Here is a 16,731-nt window from a genome sequence, read left to right on the forward strand (position 1 = left end):
GTAAACTCTTTACATAATAAACTATGTACCAAATTACATTACTAACAATTAGAATAAAAACTATTAATAAAGTCGCAACAGTATAGAATGTAAAACCTTCACAATTATATATAGCTTTCCCTATTGCTGAGATAAAAACAATCATAATGATATTGGTTGTATATCTAAAAGAGGCTTCTAATAATTCTTTAATTCCAACGGTATCTTCTAAACTCGATCTGTTTAATTTCTTCTTAACCCGTGATTTTCTTGCTCTTCTCTTTTTCATAAATCCTCAGTCACAAACTCTGTTAATAAAAACCACAGTTAACATTAACAGCTTCAAAGTTTACTGCAACATATCAAAACACACACTTAGAGGAACACAACCATCAAGGAGGAACGACACAGAGGGTTGATGTAGTGACGACAGGAACGATCCTCTTATACTTACCTCAAACCAAAGCGTAGCTTTAAAGATTATCTCAATGTCTACAGGACAACACAATATTAGCGTTAGCTAAAGTCTTAACACACAAGCAGTCAACGGAGTGACGTAGGAACGTAGTGATTGCTTGAATATTATTACTATCTCTTTATAAAAGATTATCTCAATCTAAAAAGAAAAGAACGCCGTAGGCTATGAAACACAACGAAGAATAAGTTGATGTTGAATCAGATGTTCATGGAGTGAGGAACGAACGTAGTGAACGATGTTCAATTATTATTGGGACAGCGAGGTAACGAGCGTAAGTGATCTGGAAGAGACGAAGGAACGGACAGAGCACTTAGAGCATTATTACTTTTAGAGAGCGAAGCTCTATACATATTATTATAGGGGCAATACGGGTGATCCGGTAGCGGTTCATATGGGTGAACTGGTCTATATTACTAACCAGATCATATGGGTGAACTGGTTCCCTATCTTAACCCTGCATATATTAAACTATAAGCGGTTCATACGGGTGATCCGGTTAACACCTATCCTTGACCAGATCATACGAGTGAACTGGTTGTGTAATGGAACCGCCAGCGGTCTCAAATCTAACCGGTTCATATGGGGGAACTGGTGACTACCTTCCTAATCCTGCTAACCTCAACTTTGAGGGCACCTATGTCCCAATATCTTAAATTCTGTGTTGACATAAAATAAATTTGGTGAATGATAATTTTACTGTTAAAATCGGTGTATGTAATAAGAAAAACACAAAACCTTAAAAGATAACACCCTAACCTATATAAAGTCAATCAAAAAGGTTGACATTGGTCACAAATAATGGCATAATTATTGTATGAGGTGTTGTTGAGGGATGAATACATTCACTAACGATCAGGGATTTTCACCCTTGGCATTACCTCAGAGATTGACAGGTGATGTTTCATTCGTCGATGGTTTGCAATCCTTGTCATTCTCTCCCCACTAATACTAAGGACGGGATGTCTCGAAGCTGACACTACTATTAAACTCAGGTTTTCTCTTATGTGATTCGTTATCTAAACGTTAGCTGACAGCCTCCCTTACCCTTTCTTACACCATAAACACCCAACCTGAACACACTTACCCAGCTTTGGAGCTATACAGCTTCCACGGCCTTTTTGTGTGTTTAAAATGGAGACATAAAGCAGATGAAAGATTACCTACTACAAAAATTTGAAGATATGGTGAAAGCGGCACCTGTTGAAACGCAAGTGATTATTAATGAGGTTTTGAGTAATAAGACGAATACCCGAGCGTTGGCAGTGCGACACCAACGAGCCAAGGCACATGGACAGATTGAAAAGGCTTTTTATATTAAAGCAGCAATGAACCTTCTCAAAACCCATGCGTGGATTATGGAGCTGGAACAATGATTTCTTTACTTATATGTGTGTGCATCGTCGTGCAATTCGCTGTATATAACATTTAGTTATAAAAGGAGGTTATTCAATGAACTACAAAATACCAAATCACTTACTTGATTTACTGATGCCGTTAGCGCGGGAACATGGCGTATCCCCCACTAAACTGATTGAACAAGCAATTCTACAAACCTATAACAATAAAGAGGACAATGTATGTCACAAGAGCACCAAGAAGTAAAAATCAACTGGAACAAACTTGACAAGTTTACAGCACTACCTTTTGAAATTTCCTCAATTTGCCAATATGCAGGTAAAACTCTAAGCTTACACCACAAGGTTTTGTACTCTTACTTTGCCAAACTGCAAGCTGATGGAAAGCTTAACGAAAATGGTTATGCAAGCTATGAGACGCTTATCCAGCGATTCGGGATCGGCTCACGTAACACTTTAACCAAATACATTGATTATCTTGTTAACCTTGGTTTGCTCGTTAAGCACTCTGAAAACGGTAATTGTAACACTTACGAAGTTAAACCCTTGCAAGCAGATCTTGTAAGTTATCCCGCCAAATCACACAGAGCAGACAGTAACAAAGCCCGTCGAGAAAAGCAGAAGCAGAAAGAACAGGCCAAGGAAGACAAGCCCAAAAAAGTTGACAACTACCTGATCATCGTTAAGCAACGAAAACTATACGAAGACAATCCAGAAAAACTCAAAGCGTGGAATAAGTTTGCAATCGGGTTTGATAAAGATAACCGAGAGATCACCAAGCAAGACATTGTAGATTTCACACGTAGTTATCAAGAAACGTTGGAACCAGCGACAGCCAAGCCAGAACCTTTTGTGTTCACCTCAGAACAATGGGTGTTCACCCCTACACTGGATGACCATGTTGATCCTGACATGGATCCTTGGGGCGACGAAGAAGAAGGGTTAGAACAGTGTGCGGAAGATTTTGTTTTACCTGCGACAACCCCTGATGTTGAGTCAGGTTTTAACAGTGACAGGGTAACGGACAGTAACAACGATGACAGTAAACAGTGGTTGCTTGCTTATCTTGAAAGGGGAGGTATTAGAGCAGATGCAGATTATGCAAACCGCGCCCAAGGTGCGGGATACTTTTTAAACCCATTAACCCATCGCTTAGAAACCTTGGATAATGACGAAGTGATCTCAGCACTTGCGGGGCTTGTATTCCGTGACTGGATTGATCAGTTGGATGCTACTACAGCAAGCAGAGTAAAGTTAAAGATTGAAGGTGAAAACGTCCCAGCGCCAACACCTGAACCAGAGCAGCATCAAGAAGACGACGAATTAGACGACCAGATCCCTTTCTAAGCTGCTACACGAATAATAACCCCTCCCCGCTACACCTTGGTAAGCTCAACTTTGAGTACACCTATTTAGCTAAAGCTAATACACATAATGACACCCCGCACTATCAGCCCACACGCTGATCGGTGGAATTTTTTTATATATATAACCAGAAGGAATAAGAATATGAATTTTAAAGAATACAAAATTAACACCGTCGAAATTGAAGCCCTTAAGAACCTCCTGAGCAAAAAGCGTGATTGCCCTATCACCAAACAAATTGCTTTAAGCATCATCGAAAACATTGAGAACCCACAACCCGACACCGGAAAAGGTTTTGACATGGGCGATGAAGACACTACCACCAACGACACCGACACCAACGAGGAGAAATAAGCAATGATGAACTTACTATCAGCAAATGCAGTGCCAGACGTAACCCACACTGACGGAGTTACAACAATTCGATTTTATGAACCAACAGCAGAAGAACTTGCGGGGCTTAAACAAGCACAAGAAACCCTTGATTTTATTTACTCACTTGATAGCGAAGCATACGGGAATGATTGCTTGCGGGACGTTGTGTCTGATCAGTATAGGGACATCCTTGAAAACTGCAAGCTGGCTTTAAATTACAGCTTTGTTGAGTCGCTCGAAGATTTCCACAAGCGGGGGTAAGGGGTTAACAATGACAAGTAAAGTAGAGTTTAAGCAAGCAAATGACGGGCGTGGAAACGCCCTCCCATACGGATCAATGACGGTTGACGGTGTTGAGTTTGGGCTTGATCGGCATGAGTGGCGAAAGTATCGAACTATGCAAAAGTGCGGGGAGATCGGGTTTTTTGTGGTTTGGTATTTTGAGCGTAAACGTAAGCCACTGCGCAAGCCTGGGACGCACTATAGCCCAGTTGAATTAATGCAGAAAATACAAGCTAGCGGGAAGCAATCAGGCGGTTTAATTGCTGACATCGAGCGATTAGCCAAGATTATGCAAGTTGAGTAAAAGGAGGAAATATTGAAGAAAACAAGAAAATGCTGCATATGCAGATCAGAGTTTACACCAAACGCGGGACATCCTCGCCACCTTTGCTTTAATCCTGAGTGCGATAAAGAGAAAAAACGATTACGCAGACAAGGGATTTATAAATACAGTTGCCTCAACTTAAACTGTAACAAGGTTGTGACGCTAAGCTACCCGATGCAAAAAAGTTGTTATTGTAGCGATGAATGCAAGCCACCAGAGCCAGTAAAGCAGCAAAAAGAAGAATCACCTGCAAATGATCCTAATTTCCCAGAGCAGCAGTTAATCCAGCAGACATACTACAAAATGCTAGCAGCAAAATCACCTTTACCAGAAGATGTAGACGCGCTGGTAGCACAGCTCGTTAAATTGTATCCAGAAGACGATTTAACCCTGCATAAAATAAGCTACAGATTACCCCTTGATGCTGTATTTAAAATCTCAGCATTCTACGGCACACACCTTAAATAGAAAATCAATAAAAAAGTTGAAATAAATATCTAAATGGTATTGATTCTTATTCTCATTCGCGCTATAATAGTATTATAAGGTAAAGAAATATAGATTACTTAGCTTTATTAGCAAGTTTTTGTTTTGTGATTTCTCCTTAGCTTCTCAAAATTGAAAAATACTCACTTCCTCGTGTTGAGTTGATTAAAACTTGTGGGTTTTCCGCCTCCTCCGGCCTCTTTTTCCCACACGATACCAAAGTTTTAGCCCGTCAGAGCCGCTTCCACAAGCGGGGGTTTTTCAAGGTATCACCTCCTTTTACATGATTCATGGTTCTACATAAAACATTATTCCTTTTGTTATTTAAAGACGGCACCCGAAACGGTGCTTCTTTTTTAACTATAGATGAATACCTTTTTGGTATTGGATACTAATGACACATGAATCAATAACACACCTCCACACTTTAAGATAAGGGTTACATATCGAAATGAATTTAAAATTATATGCTGACGAAGCAGAAGTTTTGCAGCTACTAACACACAACAAGTTATTAATTAGCTCAGCGTATGGTCATGCAAAACGACTCGAAAAAAAGGGTTACTTAAAACAAGCACAATTAATTCGCAACGCTGTTAAAAAGTTTAGAGTGCTGCGAAAAGTAGAAAAACTATAAATAACAACAATAAATAATAATAACAATACAGGAATACAGGAATATGAAGTGGAACGATGAATTAGTAGATACACTACCCCCGCAAACACGTAGTGCAATTAACTGCATGTGGAATAATATGCACCATCGGTGCCTTAGCAAGCCACAATACAAAGACGTAGAAGTATGTGAAGAATGGAGCAGCTTCCCGACGTTTTGTAAGTGGGTAGTGTGCGAAAGCAACTGGGAATATGACAAACGCAATGAATTATGCCTCAGCCGCTTAGGCGATAAAGGCGATTACTCCCCAGAAAATTGCACTTTTTATACAAAACAAGATTCAGCCAGAGAAGCGCACCAGAACATTTACTTGCTGTATTACTCGGGTGCAAGGAATTTGAATGAAAGTCGTGAAGTGTTTTTTGGATTATCGGAAATTGCAGAGTTGACAGGTGTATCAGCAAGTACATTAAGTAACTATACAGACACAGACAAATATGTAAACAGCGGGCGCACTCAGCCATTTAAGCTGTATAAATTAAGTTAATAAAGGTGGAAAACAGATAATGACAAACACGACACGAAAGCTGCAAGCACTATTAAAACAGTGCAATGCAGACGCAGAACTAAAGAAGCGGGTTTACTCAAGTTTAAAAAAGCTGGGGCTTGATAAAAACCCTCCGATCTCTATTCGCAAATCGCTACATATTACCCCCGCAAATATTCACACACTTGATGTTAAGCTTGCAAAAATTGCAGATGACGCAACACAACTACAAGTGGTGACAAGCACAACACTTAGCCACGGACAGCTATTTACTGTGTCTCAGATTATTAATTCGCATGGCTGGAAGCTGTTACACACAGATGCAGCAGAACACAACATTTCATTTTTTAAGCGTAAATAACAAATAAAGGTAGAAGACAATGAGCAAATACTTATTTTTAAAAATGGCGACAGGAACACGTCAATTAGAATATACTGATGTTGACACAGAGATTTACCCCAATGGCAATGTTAAGAGTATCAAGATTAATCTCACTGCAGGTGGAGAAGATCGTGTTGAAATTGTTAGCAGTGAGAACGGTGGCTCACCAACTATTACACACTACAAAACCAATGCTAACAACAAAGCGTTAAACAGTGACAGTGTAACAAGTGAACGTGCAGATAAGATCATTGTTAACCGTCATACACTGACCTCACTTGATACCGTCGAGGAGCTTAAAGAGTGGTATTCAAAGACCTTCAAAGCAGCTACCTTGATGAAGTCTGTGAAGAAAGCTAATACACCAACATTTAACACTGTAGAAAAAAGCTATAGTAAGCCAAAAACACAAGCTGATTCCCGCAGTGAGCAACTTAAAGCGTGGGTAGCCAAACATAAGGCAGTTAAAGAGTCAGCAGCTAAGCAAGCTGAGATTAAAAAGAGTGATCAGGAAATTATTCGCCAAGCTATCAGCAAGGCGAACCGAAATTATGATATGACTTTTGATGAAGTAGAAGAATGTTTACTTGTAAAAAATAACAAGACAAGCGAAGTTGTTAAGATCTCGCACTCCCCGTTTATGTATCACTTGTCAAAGATGATTACTAAATCGGGTTACAAGATGGACGGTGAACAACAAGACTATGTGGCTGCTATGGCGATCATGCACTCAGTCGAAACAGACGTGGTAAAAGCCGAGGAGCTTGCAAAAGAAGTCTTTACGCAAGTGATGGGGCTTTAATATGAAGCTATTAACAGTTAGCTATAAAACCCTTGAAACTTTTATGCAGCAAGTAAACGAACTTGAAGCTGATGAAGTTTGTGTGCAAATTGTGAGTGAGTTACCACAACGATTACACCTTACAGCAACAGTGACACAATTTCTAAACGTGCTGGGTTATTACGTAAAACAAAATAGCCATGTGACAGCGCAACATTTAATCTTTACTAAAAACCAATAATATAACTAATAAGGAATAGAACATGAAAACTTTAGACCAAATCGTTGAACTATATAGCCAGCAATTCTCGACAGTAGCCCCTACACGCGAACAAGTAGAGAAGCGTATCAAATTAGAGTTTGATAGCTTTATTCCACAAAAGCATGGCTGGGAATTTATTAAAGTACATATTACTCAGCAGGTAAATGTAGATCATTGGGTAGAGCAAATTAATACACGTAAAAACGAAAGGAATGGCTACTTATTCCCGCAAGTTGTTTTACAGACACGTTCAGCAACTAATTACGACTGGAACGCACTACTATTTAAGCTGTTTGAGCAAGGTTACACACTTGTTGACGATGCACAAAAACACCGTGGTGGTGGTCATGGTGAAAAAGTGATTGCACTTAATCGCCCCGATCATGTAATGCAAGCAAACCAAGTTGATATTGAAGCGGTAATTGATGCTGAGTTTAAAAAGCGTTACAAACAAGCTAAAGATGATTATTTTAATCTTGATGCTGTTGAAAAGTTTGTTGATGAATACGAAGAAAAGCAACGTGTTGAAGCTGCTAAGAGTAAACGCGATTCAATGATGCAATTGTTAGCTAAACAAGAACAGGACGCTGATTCTGCACAAGCTTTAAAACAAGCTATTAAGCAAGCTGGTGACACTGTTAAAGCAGCAGACGTGCATGAGCAAGTGAAAGACGTGTTTACTCTGCGTGAAGTGACAGACATGTTAAGCAGCTTGGGATACGAGAAGAAACGTCGTGCAGAAGGTAGCGTCTGGGTAGTTGCTGACGCTGAGTAATTGCTGATAATAATCAACAATAAAGGGAGCTACGCGCTCCCATTTTAATAACTGAGGAATAAGAGAACATGAGCATTATAGTTAATATTAAAAGTAAACAAGAAGAAATTGAGAAATTACAAAAACGTGTAGACCACTTACAAGAAAACTTTGATCAAGTGTTAGAACAAAAACTTGAAGAGTACCAAGCGGATCATATCGGTGGTTTAAATTACGGTTATTTAATTGAGGAGTTCGGGGAAGACATGGTGTTAGGTGAATTTGCAGAACAAGTAAAAATCGAGATTGCTACATTGCAAGCTCAAATCGAACAACTACAACAATAATAATTAAAGGAGAGAGAACAAAATGTATAACGATAACGTATTAGCAAACACTGAGATTGACGGCACGATTGTTAAGATTGTAGGTATCCAGCCGATCAAGAAATCATTGCTTATGTACAAGCTGAGTAAAGCTGTATTACCAAGCCTTGGATCACTGGGTGATGGGATGATGAGTAATGATCGATCAGTGATGTTAGCTTCATGTTTTAATATCCTTGCACGTAACTGTAATGCTGAGTTATTCGATGAACTGCAAGTAACCTTGTTGGGTAGTATCCTCGGAAGTGACAGTAATCCATTAGCAACACCAGAACGCATTAATGACTATTTAGAATCTAAGCAGCTAAACATTTTCGATCTGTTGGTGTGGGTGTTTGGTGAGCAAATTGCAAGTGAGATTACATCAAGCAACCTCTTTAAAGATAACATCGACAAGCTGACAGCGTTGAAAGCACAAGTGGGTGATTTGTTTGTTATGCCAAGTAAAGAACAAGCAGAGGAACAGCCAGCCGATGATGAACAATCCGAGTAATACCAAGGGGGCTACGTGCTCCCTCCCTATCCTTTCTTATACAACTATCTTTGATTGCCTTGACCACCTTGAAACCTCACAAGAGCTATCAGACAGCCTGTTAGAGCGACTATTAGAGCTTACTAATACAATCGGACAAGGTGAACTCCCAAATGCAATAGACGCCCTCTCAGCGGCTTACGCACTACTTGATGATGCTGTAAATTGTTTAACACACCACGAACGGCTGTTAAGTTTTGATGAAAATACAAAACAACTCGCTGACGATACGATTAAGCATTTAAAGCAACAACTTGCAAAAGAACAGGCAAAGCCAGATTGTAAAGATAGCACTGTAGATTGGCTACAAACTGAACTTAAAAACGCCCAGAAAGCGCGGGATAACTTAAATGAGAACCCCATGCATTCGATGAACCAACGCAGAGCACTGCGAGATCTGGAATCACAGCTCGGTAAAAATCGGTTTCGTGTTGAGAGTTGGATTAACACAGTAGCTGATAGCAATAATTTACAATTTGATGTTGTAGCCGCTTTACCGTATCCAGATTTTATACAAATGTATAACCGGATCGTGATGAAAAATAATCTTGAAGCTGCGAGAAATAAAGACGAAGAAGCGCAGAGAGCACGCCAAGCAGCAATGCAAAAACGATAATAATAAGAGACTTTAATTTATGGATGACAGCAACAGCTATAAGATTGATAAGAAATATGCAAAACATTACGGTTTTTTAGTTGTTGTCGCTTGTCTTTGGGTAGCTGTTAACGTGTGGTTTATAACAAGCTGGAACCGCTTACCAGCCGTGGGAATTATTACGGCTGTGTTGTATTACCCTACTAAAAAATACGCTGATAAAAAATATCCGCTCACTGAACTTACTGATAGTGAAAAGCAAATTGATGTAACTATCAGTTTAGAAGAATACAAGAAATTAAGAGAGATGAGAAATGCAGAACATGATAAACAGGTTAACACACAGGACGAAAAAGTTGTTAACTTTAGAAAGCATGGTGAATAAAAATTGTATGGAATATGTAGAGGATGATGCAGGTAATTTATTTGCAGACTGCGACACAACAGCTTTAAGTGATTTAGCAGACGTGCAAAGTTATGAGCAAAACTTAGTATTACAGTATAACCCACAACATGCAGAAGCACTTAAAAAGCAACATTTAAAGCGATTACAAGTAATGCTGCACAACTTGAAGACATTGGAAAGCGAAGGTGATTTAGAAGCTGTAGAGTTGCTTGCAGAGTTACAAGCTGAATATCCAGAGCTACAAAATTTATAGGTAATAATATATGAGCACAACACACCAATTCGTGTATGAAAGCGTGTTAGATAACAAACGCTTTTTAAAATCTCAAAAGAATTTAGAGCGTAGTATTCAACGGTTTGAAACCCGTGTGCAAAAGTTAAAAGCGGATACAGCACGTAAAGAAATACAGCACGAACAAAGCGTTCAAGCTGCTATAAAACGCAGTGAGACTGTTAAGCGTGGTGAGCTTGATAAAACCGCAGTCAAACAACAACGTGAGCTACAGAAGCAACAGCGTAAACAAGCAGCTTTTGAAAAGTGGAAGCTTACACAATTTCGATCAACAGCATTCCAACGGCTTAGCCTTGAACAGCAGATTAATGTAAAGCGGATTTTGTCAAGTAAGAAGTCAGAAGAAGAGATCAGGGACGAATTTCAGAAGACGACCCAAGCCTTCAAACGTGAGTTACAGCAACGTAAAGCATACGAGAAACGCCAGCGTAGTGTAGGCGGTGGCTCTGGGGCTGGTGGTGCTGCTGTAGCTGCCCGTGGTGGTGCTATGGGTGGTATGGCTGGTGGCTTGCTGGCTCTAGCGTCAAACCCCGTTGCCCTTGGAGTTGGTGCAACAGTTGGTGCTGGTGCAATGCTTGTTAATGCTGGTGCTGACCAATTTAAAGACTTGCAACGTGGTAGTGAGCTTACGGGCGTAGGCGTCCAACAATTACAACGTGATGCTTTTGTTGCAAGTAACTTGACGGGGATGAGCACAGAAGCATACACGGATAAGCTTAAAGACGTTAACGAGAAGTCTAAAGATTTTCGAGCTAACAGTGAGTTTGATGCAAAATCTGGGCAGTTTAAAGGCGGTGGCGAAGGTGTAGATGCTGCAAATGCTATGCTACAAGCTGGTTTAAAACCTTCAGAAGTTAAAGCTTTATTTAGTCAGCAAGATCCCACAAAAATTATAGATAGCTTAAACAAAACATTAGCTAATGCGGATGTGGGCACAAGGACACTTGCTTTTGAAGGCTTAGCAAACGACTTAACAGGCTTGGCGAACGCTTTACAAAACACTGAACGACGTCAAGCGGCTGAACAAACATACGACAGTTTAAACCTTGGTTTTAGTGATCAGGATTTAGCAAAGATCAAAGAGGCAACAAAAGCCACTGATTCGTTTTTTAGTGTGATTGCTAATGCACCCCTGCAAGCTTTTAAATCCTTTGCAAGTAACTTATCTCCAGAGACGCTGGAAATGCTGGGTAAAATCGGGGAATTGATTGTTAATGTTGCTGGGATCATCGGTGATGTACTATCCGTGGCACTGAATACCCTAAGCCCGATCCTCAATCCCTTACTTGATGTGCTGAACTGGGTTGTCCGTGGCTTAAAAGCGGTTACAGGGGCATGGGCTGATTTTGTATCAGGTTTCCATCCGATCACTGCCGCACTTGAGATTTTAGATAAGATTTTCAAAAAGGTGTTTGGTATCAGCTTAACAGACAGCTTTAAAGGCTTTATCGAAGATTGGGAGAATGGTTTAAGCATGGTGTTTGGCTTTTTAAAAAATAGTTTCAAAGGTTGGATCGCGGATTTGATCAACTTTTTACCCGACTGGCTTAAAACCGACAACATGAAAAAGTGGGCGGAAGGTGGTGATGATATGCCTAAAACCGCCAGCACAACAAAGCCTGTTACCCCACGTCCCCAAAACACAATGCCCAGTGCTGCAAGTAGTTACAATTTACGAGCGCAAGCAGCTAAAGCACAGCAGGCACTACCAACACCTGAAACTACACAAAACGCTTATGCAGCTAGGGTGCAAGCTATGCAACGTGTGCAAGTGCAGAATCAGGCGAATGTAACGCTTAATCTCGACGGTGAACAAATTGCAAATGTTGTAGTGGACAGTCAGCAGTTTAATGAAGGCACACAACGTGCGATGCGTAACGCTGCATTACCAAACTATTGATAAGGTGTTGATATGTTTAAACTTGATAGGAAACGTAGCACTGCACTGAGTAAGCTTGAGAAAATGCGTAAACGTGCAGAAGCAGCACACAGGGCAAAGATTAGCACTGGTATTAACAAGGGTGAAGGGATGCACAGCAGCGGCTTGAAGTATGCTGAGCTAATGGCTATCCATCACAACGGGGTGCCCTCACAGGGTATCCCTCCCCGTCCTGTTTTATCAATTGTAACCCGCTTATACGGTAAGCTGATTGCTAAGAAGGCTAAGCACGAGGTGTTTAAGTACTTAGACGGACAGCAATCACTTGATCACACATTGGCAAGCATTGGTAAAGTGAGCTTGAGCTACACACAAGATGTATTCGGGGATCCCACTGTGCTCCCTCAGAATGCTAAAGCAACGATTAGGATTAAGGGGCGTGATACACCCCTTGTTGATAGTGGTGAACTACAGGAGCACTTGAGCTACAGCTACACATGGAAAGGTGGTGAGAGTGGCAACGAGTACACGACTTTATAATCGTTTATTGTACGTAACCTGTTACCTTCAAACCTTCCTTCTCTAAGACTTAGCAAAGGGAGAGTTGCCCCTCCCCTGATAGTCGCTTATCAACTAAACCAATCATCAAAGTGGTCTTTGATCACAGAAATGATATAGAACCAACTGCTTATCAAAGAGTCTTTGAGCAAACACCAATTATCACTACGAATCAATGCTTTAACTAGTTTACCAGCAAAGATTCTTACTAAAAGCCGTAAAAGCTTCTTCATCTTTATCACCTCCTATAGGTGTAAAGTAACTTTACAACCAGCTGAGGTGTTGACTACAATGCAAATGGATTTATTAATACGCTGTAGTAACTATCTTCAGCTAGTCCCTTGACGACCGGAAGTAAGAAACACTGCCATGTTTCTCGCTCTGGTCGTTTTCTCTTTCTACAAGGTCAGAGTATACATTACCGAGATCTGAGGTTCGAAGCTTTTCCAAGCGATCTGTTCCCAGATTAAACAGTTACACGCATGTCAGCTTAAAACACCAAATTCAAAAAGTGTCGTCTCCTACTTGTAGTAGTTAAACCCAAGATACTCACACAAGATGTGGTGTCTTATCGGTCAACGCTTTACAAGATAGTGAGATAGATCTGATATTGCAAGAGAACGACACGCTGATGAGGTGTGGATATCTTGGGGATGTTATAACGCAAGTTAGTAATCACAAACCTAGCGTTCCAAGTGCGCCAAGATTACCGAGAATTTCAATGTCTGATGCAGCAAAAAGACCAAGAGAAAAAATTTATTTTGATTGATCTCCGCAATGATCAGTGATCGGTTTTAACTGATTGAAAAGGCGACAAACCCCACGGTTTGTGGGGTGTGATTTGGTTCTACAAAAAGGTTATTAATAGTAGCTCAGGCGCTTTTTATGATCTGCTTCCGCTTTTAGGTTCCTTCGCCCCTACTCGATACTGCTCTACCGCCTTCTGTAAAGTCACTAAATCAATATGCCTGTAACGCGCTGCTATCTCATTGCGATCACTGTGCCCCACCAACGGATTAACAGTAAGCTCACTAACCCCTGCACTGTGTAACGTACTGATAAAGCTATGACGCAGAGAATACAGGTTAAGGGCGTTACCCTCTGGATCTGAATCCGGCAAGCTCAAGGCTTGTTTCATCTGCCTGTAGGTATGGGCTAAGTTGTGAGTAGTGAAGCTGAACAAGGGTTGTTTGTCTTTAAGTTGCTCGACATACTCAATAAAGCCACGTTGTATCAAGTAGCTGTGGACAGGGATCCGTCGCTTACTTGCTTTTGTTTTGAGCGTCTTACCTTCCCCATCATCATTTATATCGATGAACCAGATCCCCTCTTCCTGCCTTACATCCTCCTTTGTAAGCTGAATCAGCTCTTTTTGTCGTGTCCCTGTGTGCATTTGCAGAGTTATGAAGCTATACCGATCACCCCAGCCGTCTGACTGGCTAGCACTATGATCACGTATTTTAACAAGCTGTGTTGGACTGAAAGCACCTCGACGGGCAGCAGCACCGATCTTAAATCGGGAGTTACTAAGCGGGTTTGTGTCGATGTGGTGTTTAGTGATAAGCCAATTAAAAAGAACATTCAGATCCTTTTTATACTTACGTACTGTTTCAGCACTGATCCTATTTTTCGGCTCACAATCCCCCGCTTTAGCAATAGCTAATTTTTCTTCTACACTGATACGCGCTTTAGGTATTTTACTGATGATATCAAGGGCTGTATCAAGCATACGGCCTGAGATTTGATCTACAGGTGTTTGTGGGTCAATTAGTGTTATCCAAGCTTGAAAAAACCGCTGGCGCTGATCACGCATACGCTCTGATAATCCTTTAGCCTCATCACTCGACCAATACAGATCAAGGGCTTGTTGTAATGTCGGGGCTGTTGGTGTCTCAGGAGTAGTAGCTGTGGTTGATTGTGGAGGTTGGGCTGCGGTTATCTCAGAGGTGAAAGCTTCAGGGGCAAAGGTTTGTTTAATGTTGTCTAGGTGGGTCTGTGCTTTGGTGAAATCACTCACTTCCAGAGCATCACGGATCGGATGGGTAGCATTAAAGAAGTTAGTTAGGTGGTGTACAGCTTGATAGTAACCTTGATCTGTGGGTGTAGCGATTGCATCTACAAGACTACGAGCTGCACGATCTGGATCGTCAGGACTTACAAAGCTTAGAGATATGTCACGCTGATCCGCGCAGGCTTGTACTTCTTGTACAGGTACCCCCTCTTCCTCTGCTGTATCAACGGCTCCATCTTCAAGCAAGAAATACAACTCTTCCCCTTCATCCCCAAACGGGTCACTAAAGCCAGTAACACGGCTTTCAAGACGCTTTATAAGTTGTACAGTGAATTGCTGTATTAGTTGTTTTGTAATCGCTTGCCCCATCGCTTTCGCCTCCTCTTTCTTACCCGCCAGTATTGTAACGATTTTCTCAGCTTGTGACGCACTATCTGTTTTTAAGCTTTGACGTAACACACCATCTTGGCACCGCATATTGAGCCAATAAGTGTTACCTCGGATAGTCGTGTTTTTGATCTTTTTACTAAGCATATGTAACCACCGTTGATCACATGCTTGTAACCATCCAGAGAGGATAAAGGGGGTTGAATCGGGGGTAAGATACTGAATTGATTGTGTAACTTTGGAAGCGTGACATAAATCACACCAAGCCTTCACAGGCGTCAAACTATTATCTGTCGGAAAGCGTACTTTCTTGCCCTACAAAACAATCACTTACAACTTAAAGTGAGTATGGAACACCTAGCGTAGATCATGTATTCAACTAGGTCAGTAACCACTTTTGTAACCAGCAAAGATTATAAAGCAGAGTAACGATGAGGAGAAGAAAAGATATGGTATCGCAAGCAACTAAATACGCCTCGTAGACAACCTGATATGTAACCAAACACCGGTCTACAGTGTGAATGGTCTCGATAAAGCCGGTCACAAGGCAGCGCTACCAACCTGACCGGCTTGAAAAACGCCGAGAGCGTAAGCCCTTTATATTTCGTAAACCTTACCGCTAGTCGGGACACCTTGAGAGCTACGATAATGTCCCGCCACGACTTGATTGATATCTAAATGATTAAATTCCGCATAGTTATCAATTGCGGCGCGAGTAAAGGCTTCGGACTCTTCGTGGCTAACATGCGGTTGACTCTGTTTACGGTAGTAAGTAATGGGTATGGTTTTATCGGCACTCATACTTTGTACCATATAATTTGCCATGCTTGTCTCCTCCTGATTAAGAAGCGTCGTTGACGAGACTTTTTAGCTCTTGAGAAGCCGCAGTAAAATACAACTTAATTTGGCTGCGATCAGTGATACCATCGTGTTCGATGTCTCCAGCAATATTGTTTACGTCACCAATGACAAAACTCAACGCATTACCCACTTTACTCACTTTATCTGTGAGGTCGCTGAAGTCTTGATTAAAATGCTGGGTCTGCATCAAAAACGCTTGCTGTTGATTTATCTGTGTCTGACAGCTTTTTATTTGCGACTCAAGCCCATGTACCTTGTCTTGCGCTTTAGATATTAATACGCCTAACGCAATCAGCCCTGGCGCGCCAAAAACACCCAGTCCGAGAAGGTAGTATTTTTTCTTATTTAAAGCATCTAGCTCCTGTTGCTCCCCCTGCAAATTAGACTGCAAGCCGGCAATATTCGCTTTTAATTGCACACTGATTTTTTCCAGCGCCTGAATGTTTTGTGTAATACTGGCGTTGGCATTGCGAGTTTGTTGCAAGCTCTCCTGAACCAACTGCTGCGTCGGTTTAGCCTGTTGCTGAATGTCATTGACAAAGGCTTGAAGTGCCGCCGCCGACTCCGTATCAACTAATTCAATTTGTTTTTGCAGCTTGTCTGAAAGTGACTCAGCAAACGAAAGCACTTGCGTTTGCATTTGCTGAATTTGAGGCAAGATACTGGTAACTGTGTGCTCGACACTCTGTTGAATAGCGATGGCATTACTAGGTAGCCCGCTAAACTGACGAATAATTTTCTCCGATGCCTGCATATTGGCAATCGCCTGAGACAAAATACCATTGGTTGACGTTGTCATGAGAGTCTCCTTTTCGATGGGAAAAGCCGGTTTCCCGG

Annotated in this window: 23 protein-coding genes; 19 read left to right on the forward strand and 4 right to left on the reverse strand. The window is 41.2% G+C overall.

The genetic code is table 11. From position 1 onward, the window contains the following. Positions 1-268, reverse strand: a 268-nt coding sequence (locus BZJ19_RS17280; RefSeq protein WP_235608223.1) for a hypothetical protein, incomplete at its 3' end; no start/stop codon positions are given. A 1,337-nt stretch (positions 269-1,605) separates the two neighbouring features. Here BZJ19_RS17280 and BZJ19_RS11560 point away from each other — a divergent pair. The 19 genes from BZJ19_RS11560 to BZJ19_RS11650 all read left to right on the forward strand — a co-directional run bounded on the left by BZJ19_RS11560 (position 1,606) and on the right by BZJ19_RS11650 (position 12,617). Beyond that, positions 1,606-1,830 carry a hypothetical protein gene (locus BZJ19_RS11560; protein ID WP_077675746.1) on the forward strand — a complete coding sequence of 75 codons (225 nt, stop codon included), beginning with the start codon at positions 1,606-1,608 and terminating at the stop codon, positions 1,828-1,830. Positions 1,831-1,906: 76 nt separating this feature from the next. After that, complete coding sequence (locus tag BZJ19_RS17115; protein ID WP_157891187.1) at positions 1,907-2,059, forward strand: hypothetical protein; 153 nt, start codon at positions 1,907-1,909, stop codon at positions 2,057-2,059. Further along, positions 2,035-3,159, forward strand: coding sequence for a helix-turn-helix domain-containing protein (locus BZJ19_RS11565; protein ID WP_077675747.1), 1,125 nt, complete (start codon positions 2,035-2,037; stop codon positions 3,157-3,159). Before BZJ19_RS17115 ends, BZJ19_RS11565 begins: the two co-directional genes overlap by 25 nt. A 162-nt stretch (positions 3,160-3,321) precedes the next feature. After that, positions 3,322-3,531 carry a hypothetical protein gene (locus BZJ19_RS11570; protein ID WP_077675748.1) on the forward strand — a complete coding sequence of 70 codons (210 nt, stop codon included), beginning with the start codon at positions 3,322-3,324 and terminating at the stop codon, positions 3,529-3,531. 3 nt (positions 3,532-3,534) lie between these two features. Next, entirely contained in the window at positions 3,535-3,813 is a 279-nt protein-coding gene (locus BZJ19_RS11575; RefSeq protein WP_077675749.1) for a hypothetical protein, read from the forward strand. A 10-nt stretch (positions 3,814-3,823) separates the two neighbouring features. Beyond that, positions 3,824-4,138 carry a hypothetical protein gene (locus BZJ19_RS11580; RefSeq protein ID WP_077675750.1) on the forward strand — a complete coding sequence of 105 codons (315 nt, stop codon included), beginning with the start codon at positions 3,824-3,826 and terminating at the stop codon, positions 4,136-4,138. A 12-nt stretch (positions 4,139-4,150) separates the two neighbouring features. Then, the gene (locus BZJ19_RS17075; RefSeq protein ID WP_131826396.1) at positions 4,151-4,627 is read left to right on the forward strand and encodes a hypothetical protein; all 477 of its coding nucleotides are present in this window, start codon (positions 4,151-4,153) and stop codon (positions 4,625-4,627) included. Between the two features lie 698 nt (positions 4,628-5,325). Then, positions 5,326-5,808 carry a hypothetical protein gene (locus tag BZJ19_RS11595; RefSeq protein WP_131826397.1) on the forward strand — a complete coding sequence of 161 codons (483 nt, stop codon included), beginning with the start codon at positions 5,326-5,328 and terminating at the stop codon, positions 5,806-5,808. A gap of 19 nt (positions 5,809-5,827) precedes the next feature. Beyond that, positions 5,828-6,169, forward strand: coding sequence for a hypothetical protein (locus BZJ19_RS11600; protein WP_077675754.1), 342 nt, complete (start codon positions 5,828-5,830; stop codon positions 6,167-6,169). Positions 6,170-6,188: 19 nt separating this feature from the next. Continuing rightward, on the forward strand, positions 6,189-6,992 hold the full coding sequence (locus BZJ19_RS11605) for a hypothetical protein (RefSeq protein ID WP_077675755.1): 804 nt from the start codon (positions 6,189-6,191) through the stop codon (positions 6,990-6,992). Between the two features lies 1 nt (position 6,993). Next, positions 6,994-7,212 (forward strand): hypothetical protein, encoded by a 219-nt coding sequence (locus BZJ19_RS11610; protein WP_077675756.1) that lies wholly within the window; start codon positions 6,994-6,996, stop codon positions 7,210-7,212. A gap of 22 nt (positions 7,213-7,234) precedes the next feature. After that, entirely contained in the window at positions 7,235-8,008 is a 774-nt protein-coding gene (locus BZJ19_RS11615; protein ID WP_077675757.1) for a hypothetical protein, read from the forward strand. 68 nt (positions 8,009-8,076) lie between these two features. Continuing rightward, a complete protein-coding gene (locus BZJ19_RS11620; RefSeq protein WP_077675758.1) occupies positions 8,077-8,334 on the forward strand; it encodes a hypothetical protein in 258 nt (85 codons plus the stop codon). Between the two features lie 22 nt (positions 8,335-8,356). Continuing rightward, entirely contained in the window at positions 8,357-8,866 is a 510-nt protein-coding gene (locus BZJ19_RS11625) for a phage tail assembly chaperone (protein WP_077675759.1), read from the forward strand. Continuing rightward, positions 8,847-9,521 (forward strand): hypothetical protein, encoded by a 675-nt coding sequence (locus BZJ19_RS11630; protein ID WP_077675760.1) that lies wholly within the window; start codon positions 8,847-8,849, stop codon positions 9,519-9,521. Before BZJ19_RS11625 ends, BZJ19_RS11630 begins: the two co-directional genes overlap by 20 nt. A 19-nt stretch (positions 9,522-9,540) precedes the next feature. Continuing rightward, positions 9,541-9,885, forward strand: coding sequence for a hypothetical protein (locus tag BZJ19_RS11635; protein WP_077675761.1), 345 nt, complete (start codon positions 9,541-9,543; stop codon positions 9,883-9,885). Positions 9,886-9,892: 7 nt separating this feature from the next. Continuing rightward, positions 9,893-10,159, forward strand: coding sequence for a hypothetical protein (locus BZJ19_RS11640; protein WP_131826398.1), 267 nt, complete (start codon positions 9,893-9,895; stop codon positions 10,157-10,159). 10 nt (positions 10,160-10,169) lie between these two features. Further along, positions 10,170-12,098 carry a phage tail family protein gene (locus BZJ19_RS11645; protein ID WP_077675763.1) on the forward strand — a complete coding sequence of 643 codons (1,929 nt, stop codon included), beginning with the start codon at positions 10,170-10,172 and terminating at the stop codon, positions 12,096-12,098. 12 nt (positions 12,099-12,110) lie between these two features. Next, positions 12,111-12,617, forward strand: coding sequence for a hypothetical protein (locus BZJ19_RS11650; protein WP_077675764.1), 507 nt, complete (start codon positions 12,111-12,113; stop codon positions 12,615-12,617). 901 nt (positions 12,618-13,518) lie between these two features. Here BZJ19_RS11650 and BZJ19_RS11655 read toward each other — a convergent pair. The 3 genes from BZJ19_RS11655 to BZJ19_RS11665 form a co-directional block, all read right to left on the reverse strand. Continuing rightward, positions 13,519-15,180, reverse strand: a complete 1,662-nt coding sequence (locus BZJ19_RS11655; RefSeq protein WP_077675765.1) for a site-specific integrase — start codon at positions 15,178-15,180, stop codon at positions 13,519-13,521. 450 nt (positions 15,181-15,630) lie between these two features. Continuing rightward, positions 15,631-15,858, reverse strand: coding sequence for a hypothetical protein (locus BZJ19_RS11660; RefSeq protein WP_069590133.1), 228 nt, complete (start codon positions 15,856-15,858; stop codon positions 15,631-15,633). A 16-nt stretch (positions 15,859-15,874) separates the two neighbouring features. Then, a complete protein-coding gene (locus tag BZJ19_RS11665; protein WP_077675766.1) occupies positions 15,875-16,693 on the reverse strand; it encodes a hypothetical protein in 819 nt (272 codons plus the stop codon). Positions 16,694-16,731 lie beyond the last annotated feature (38 nt).

It is taken from the genome of Salinivibrio proteolyticus (genome assembly GCF_001996165.1).
Lineage (GTDB): Bacteria > Pseudomonadota > Gammaproteobacteria > Enterobacterales > Vibrionaceae > Salinivibrio > Salinivibrio proteolyticus.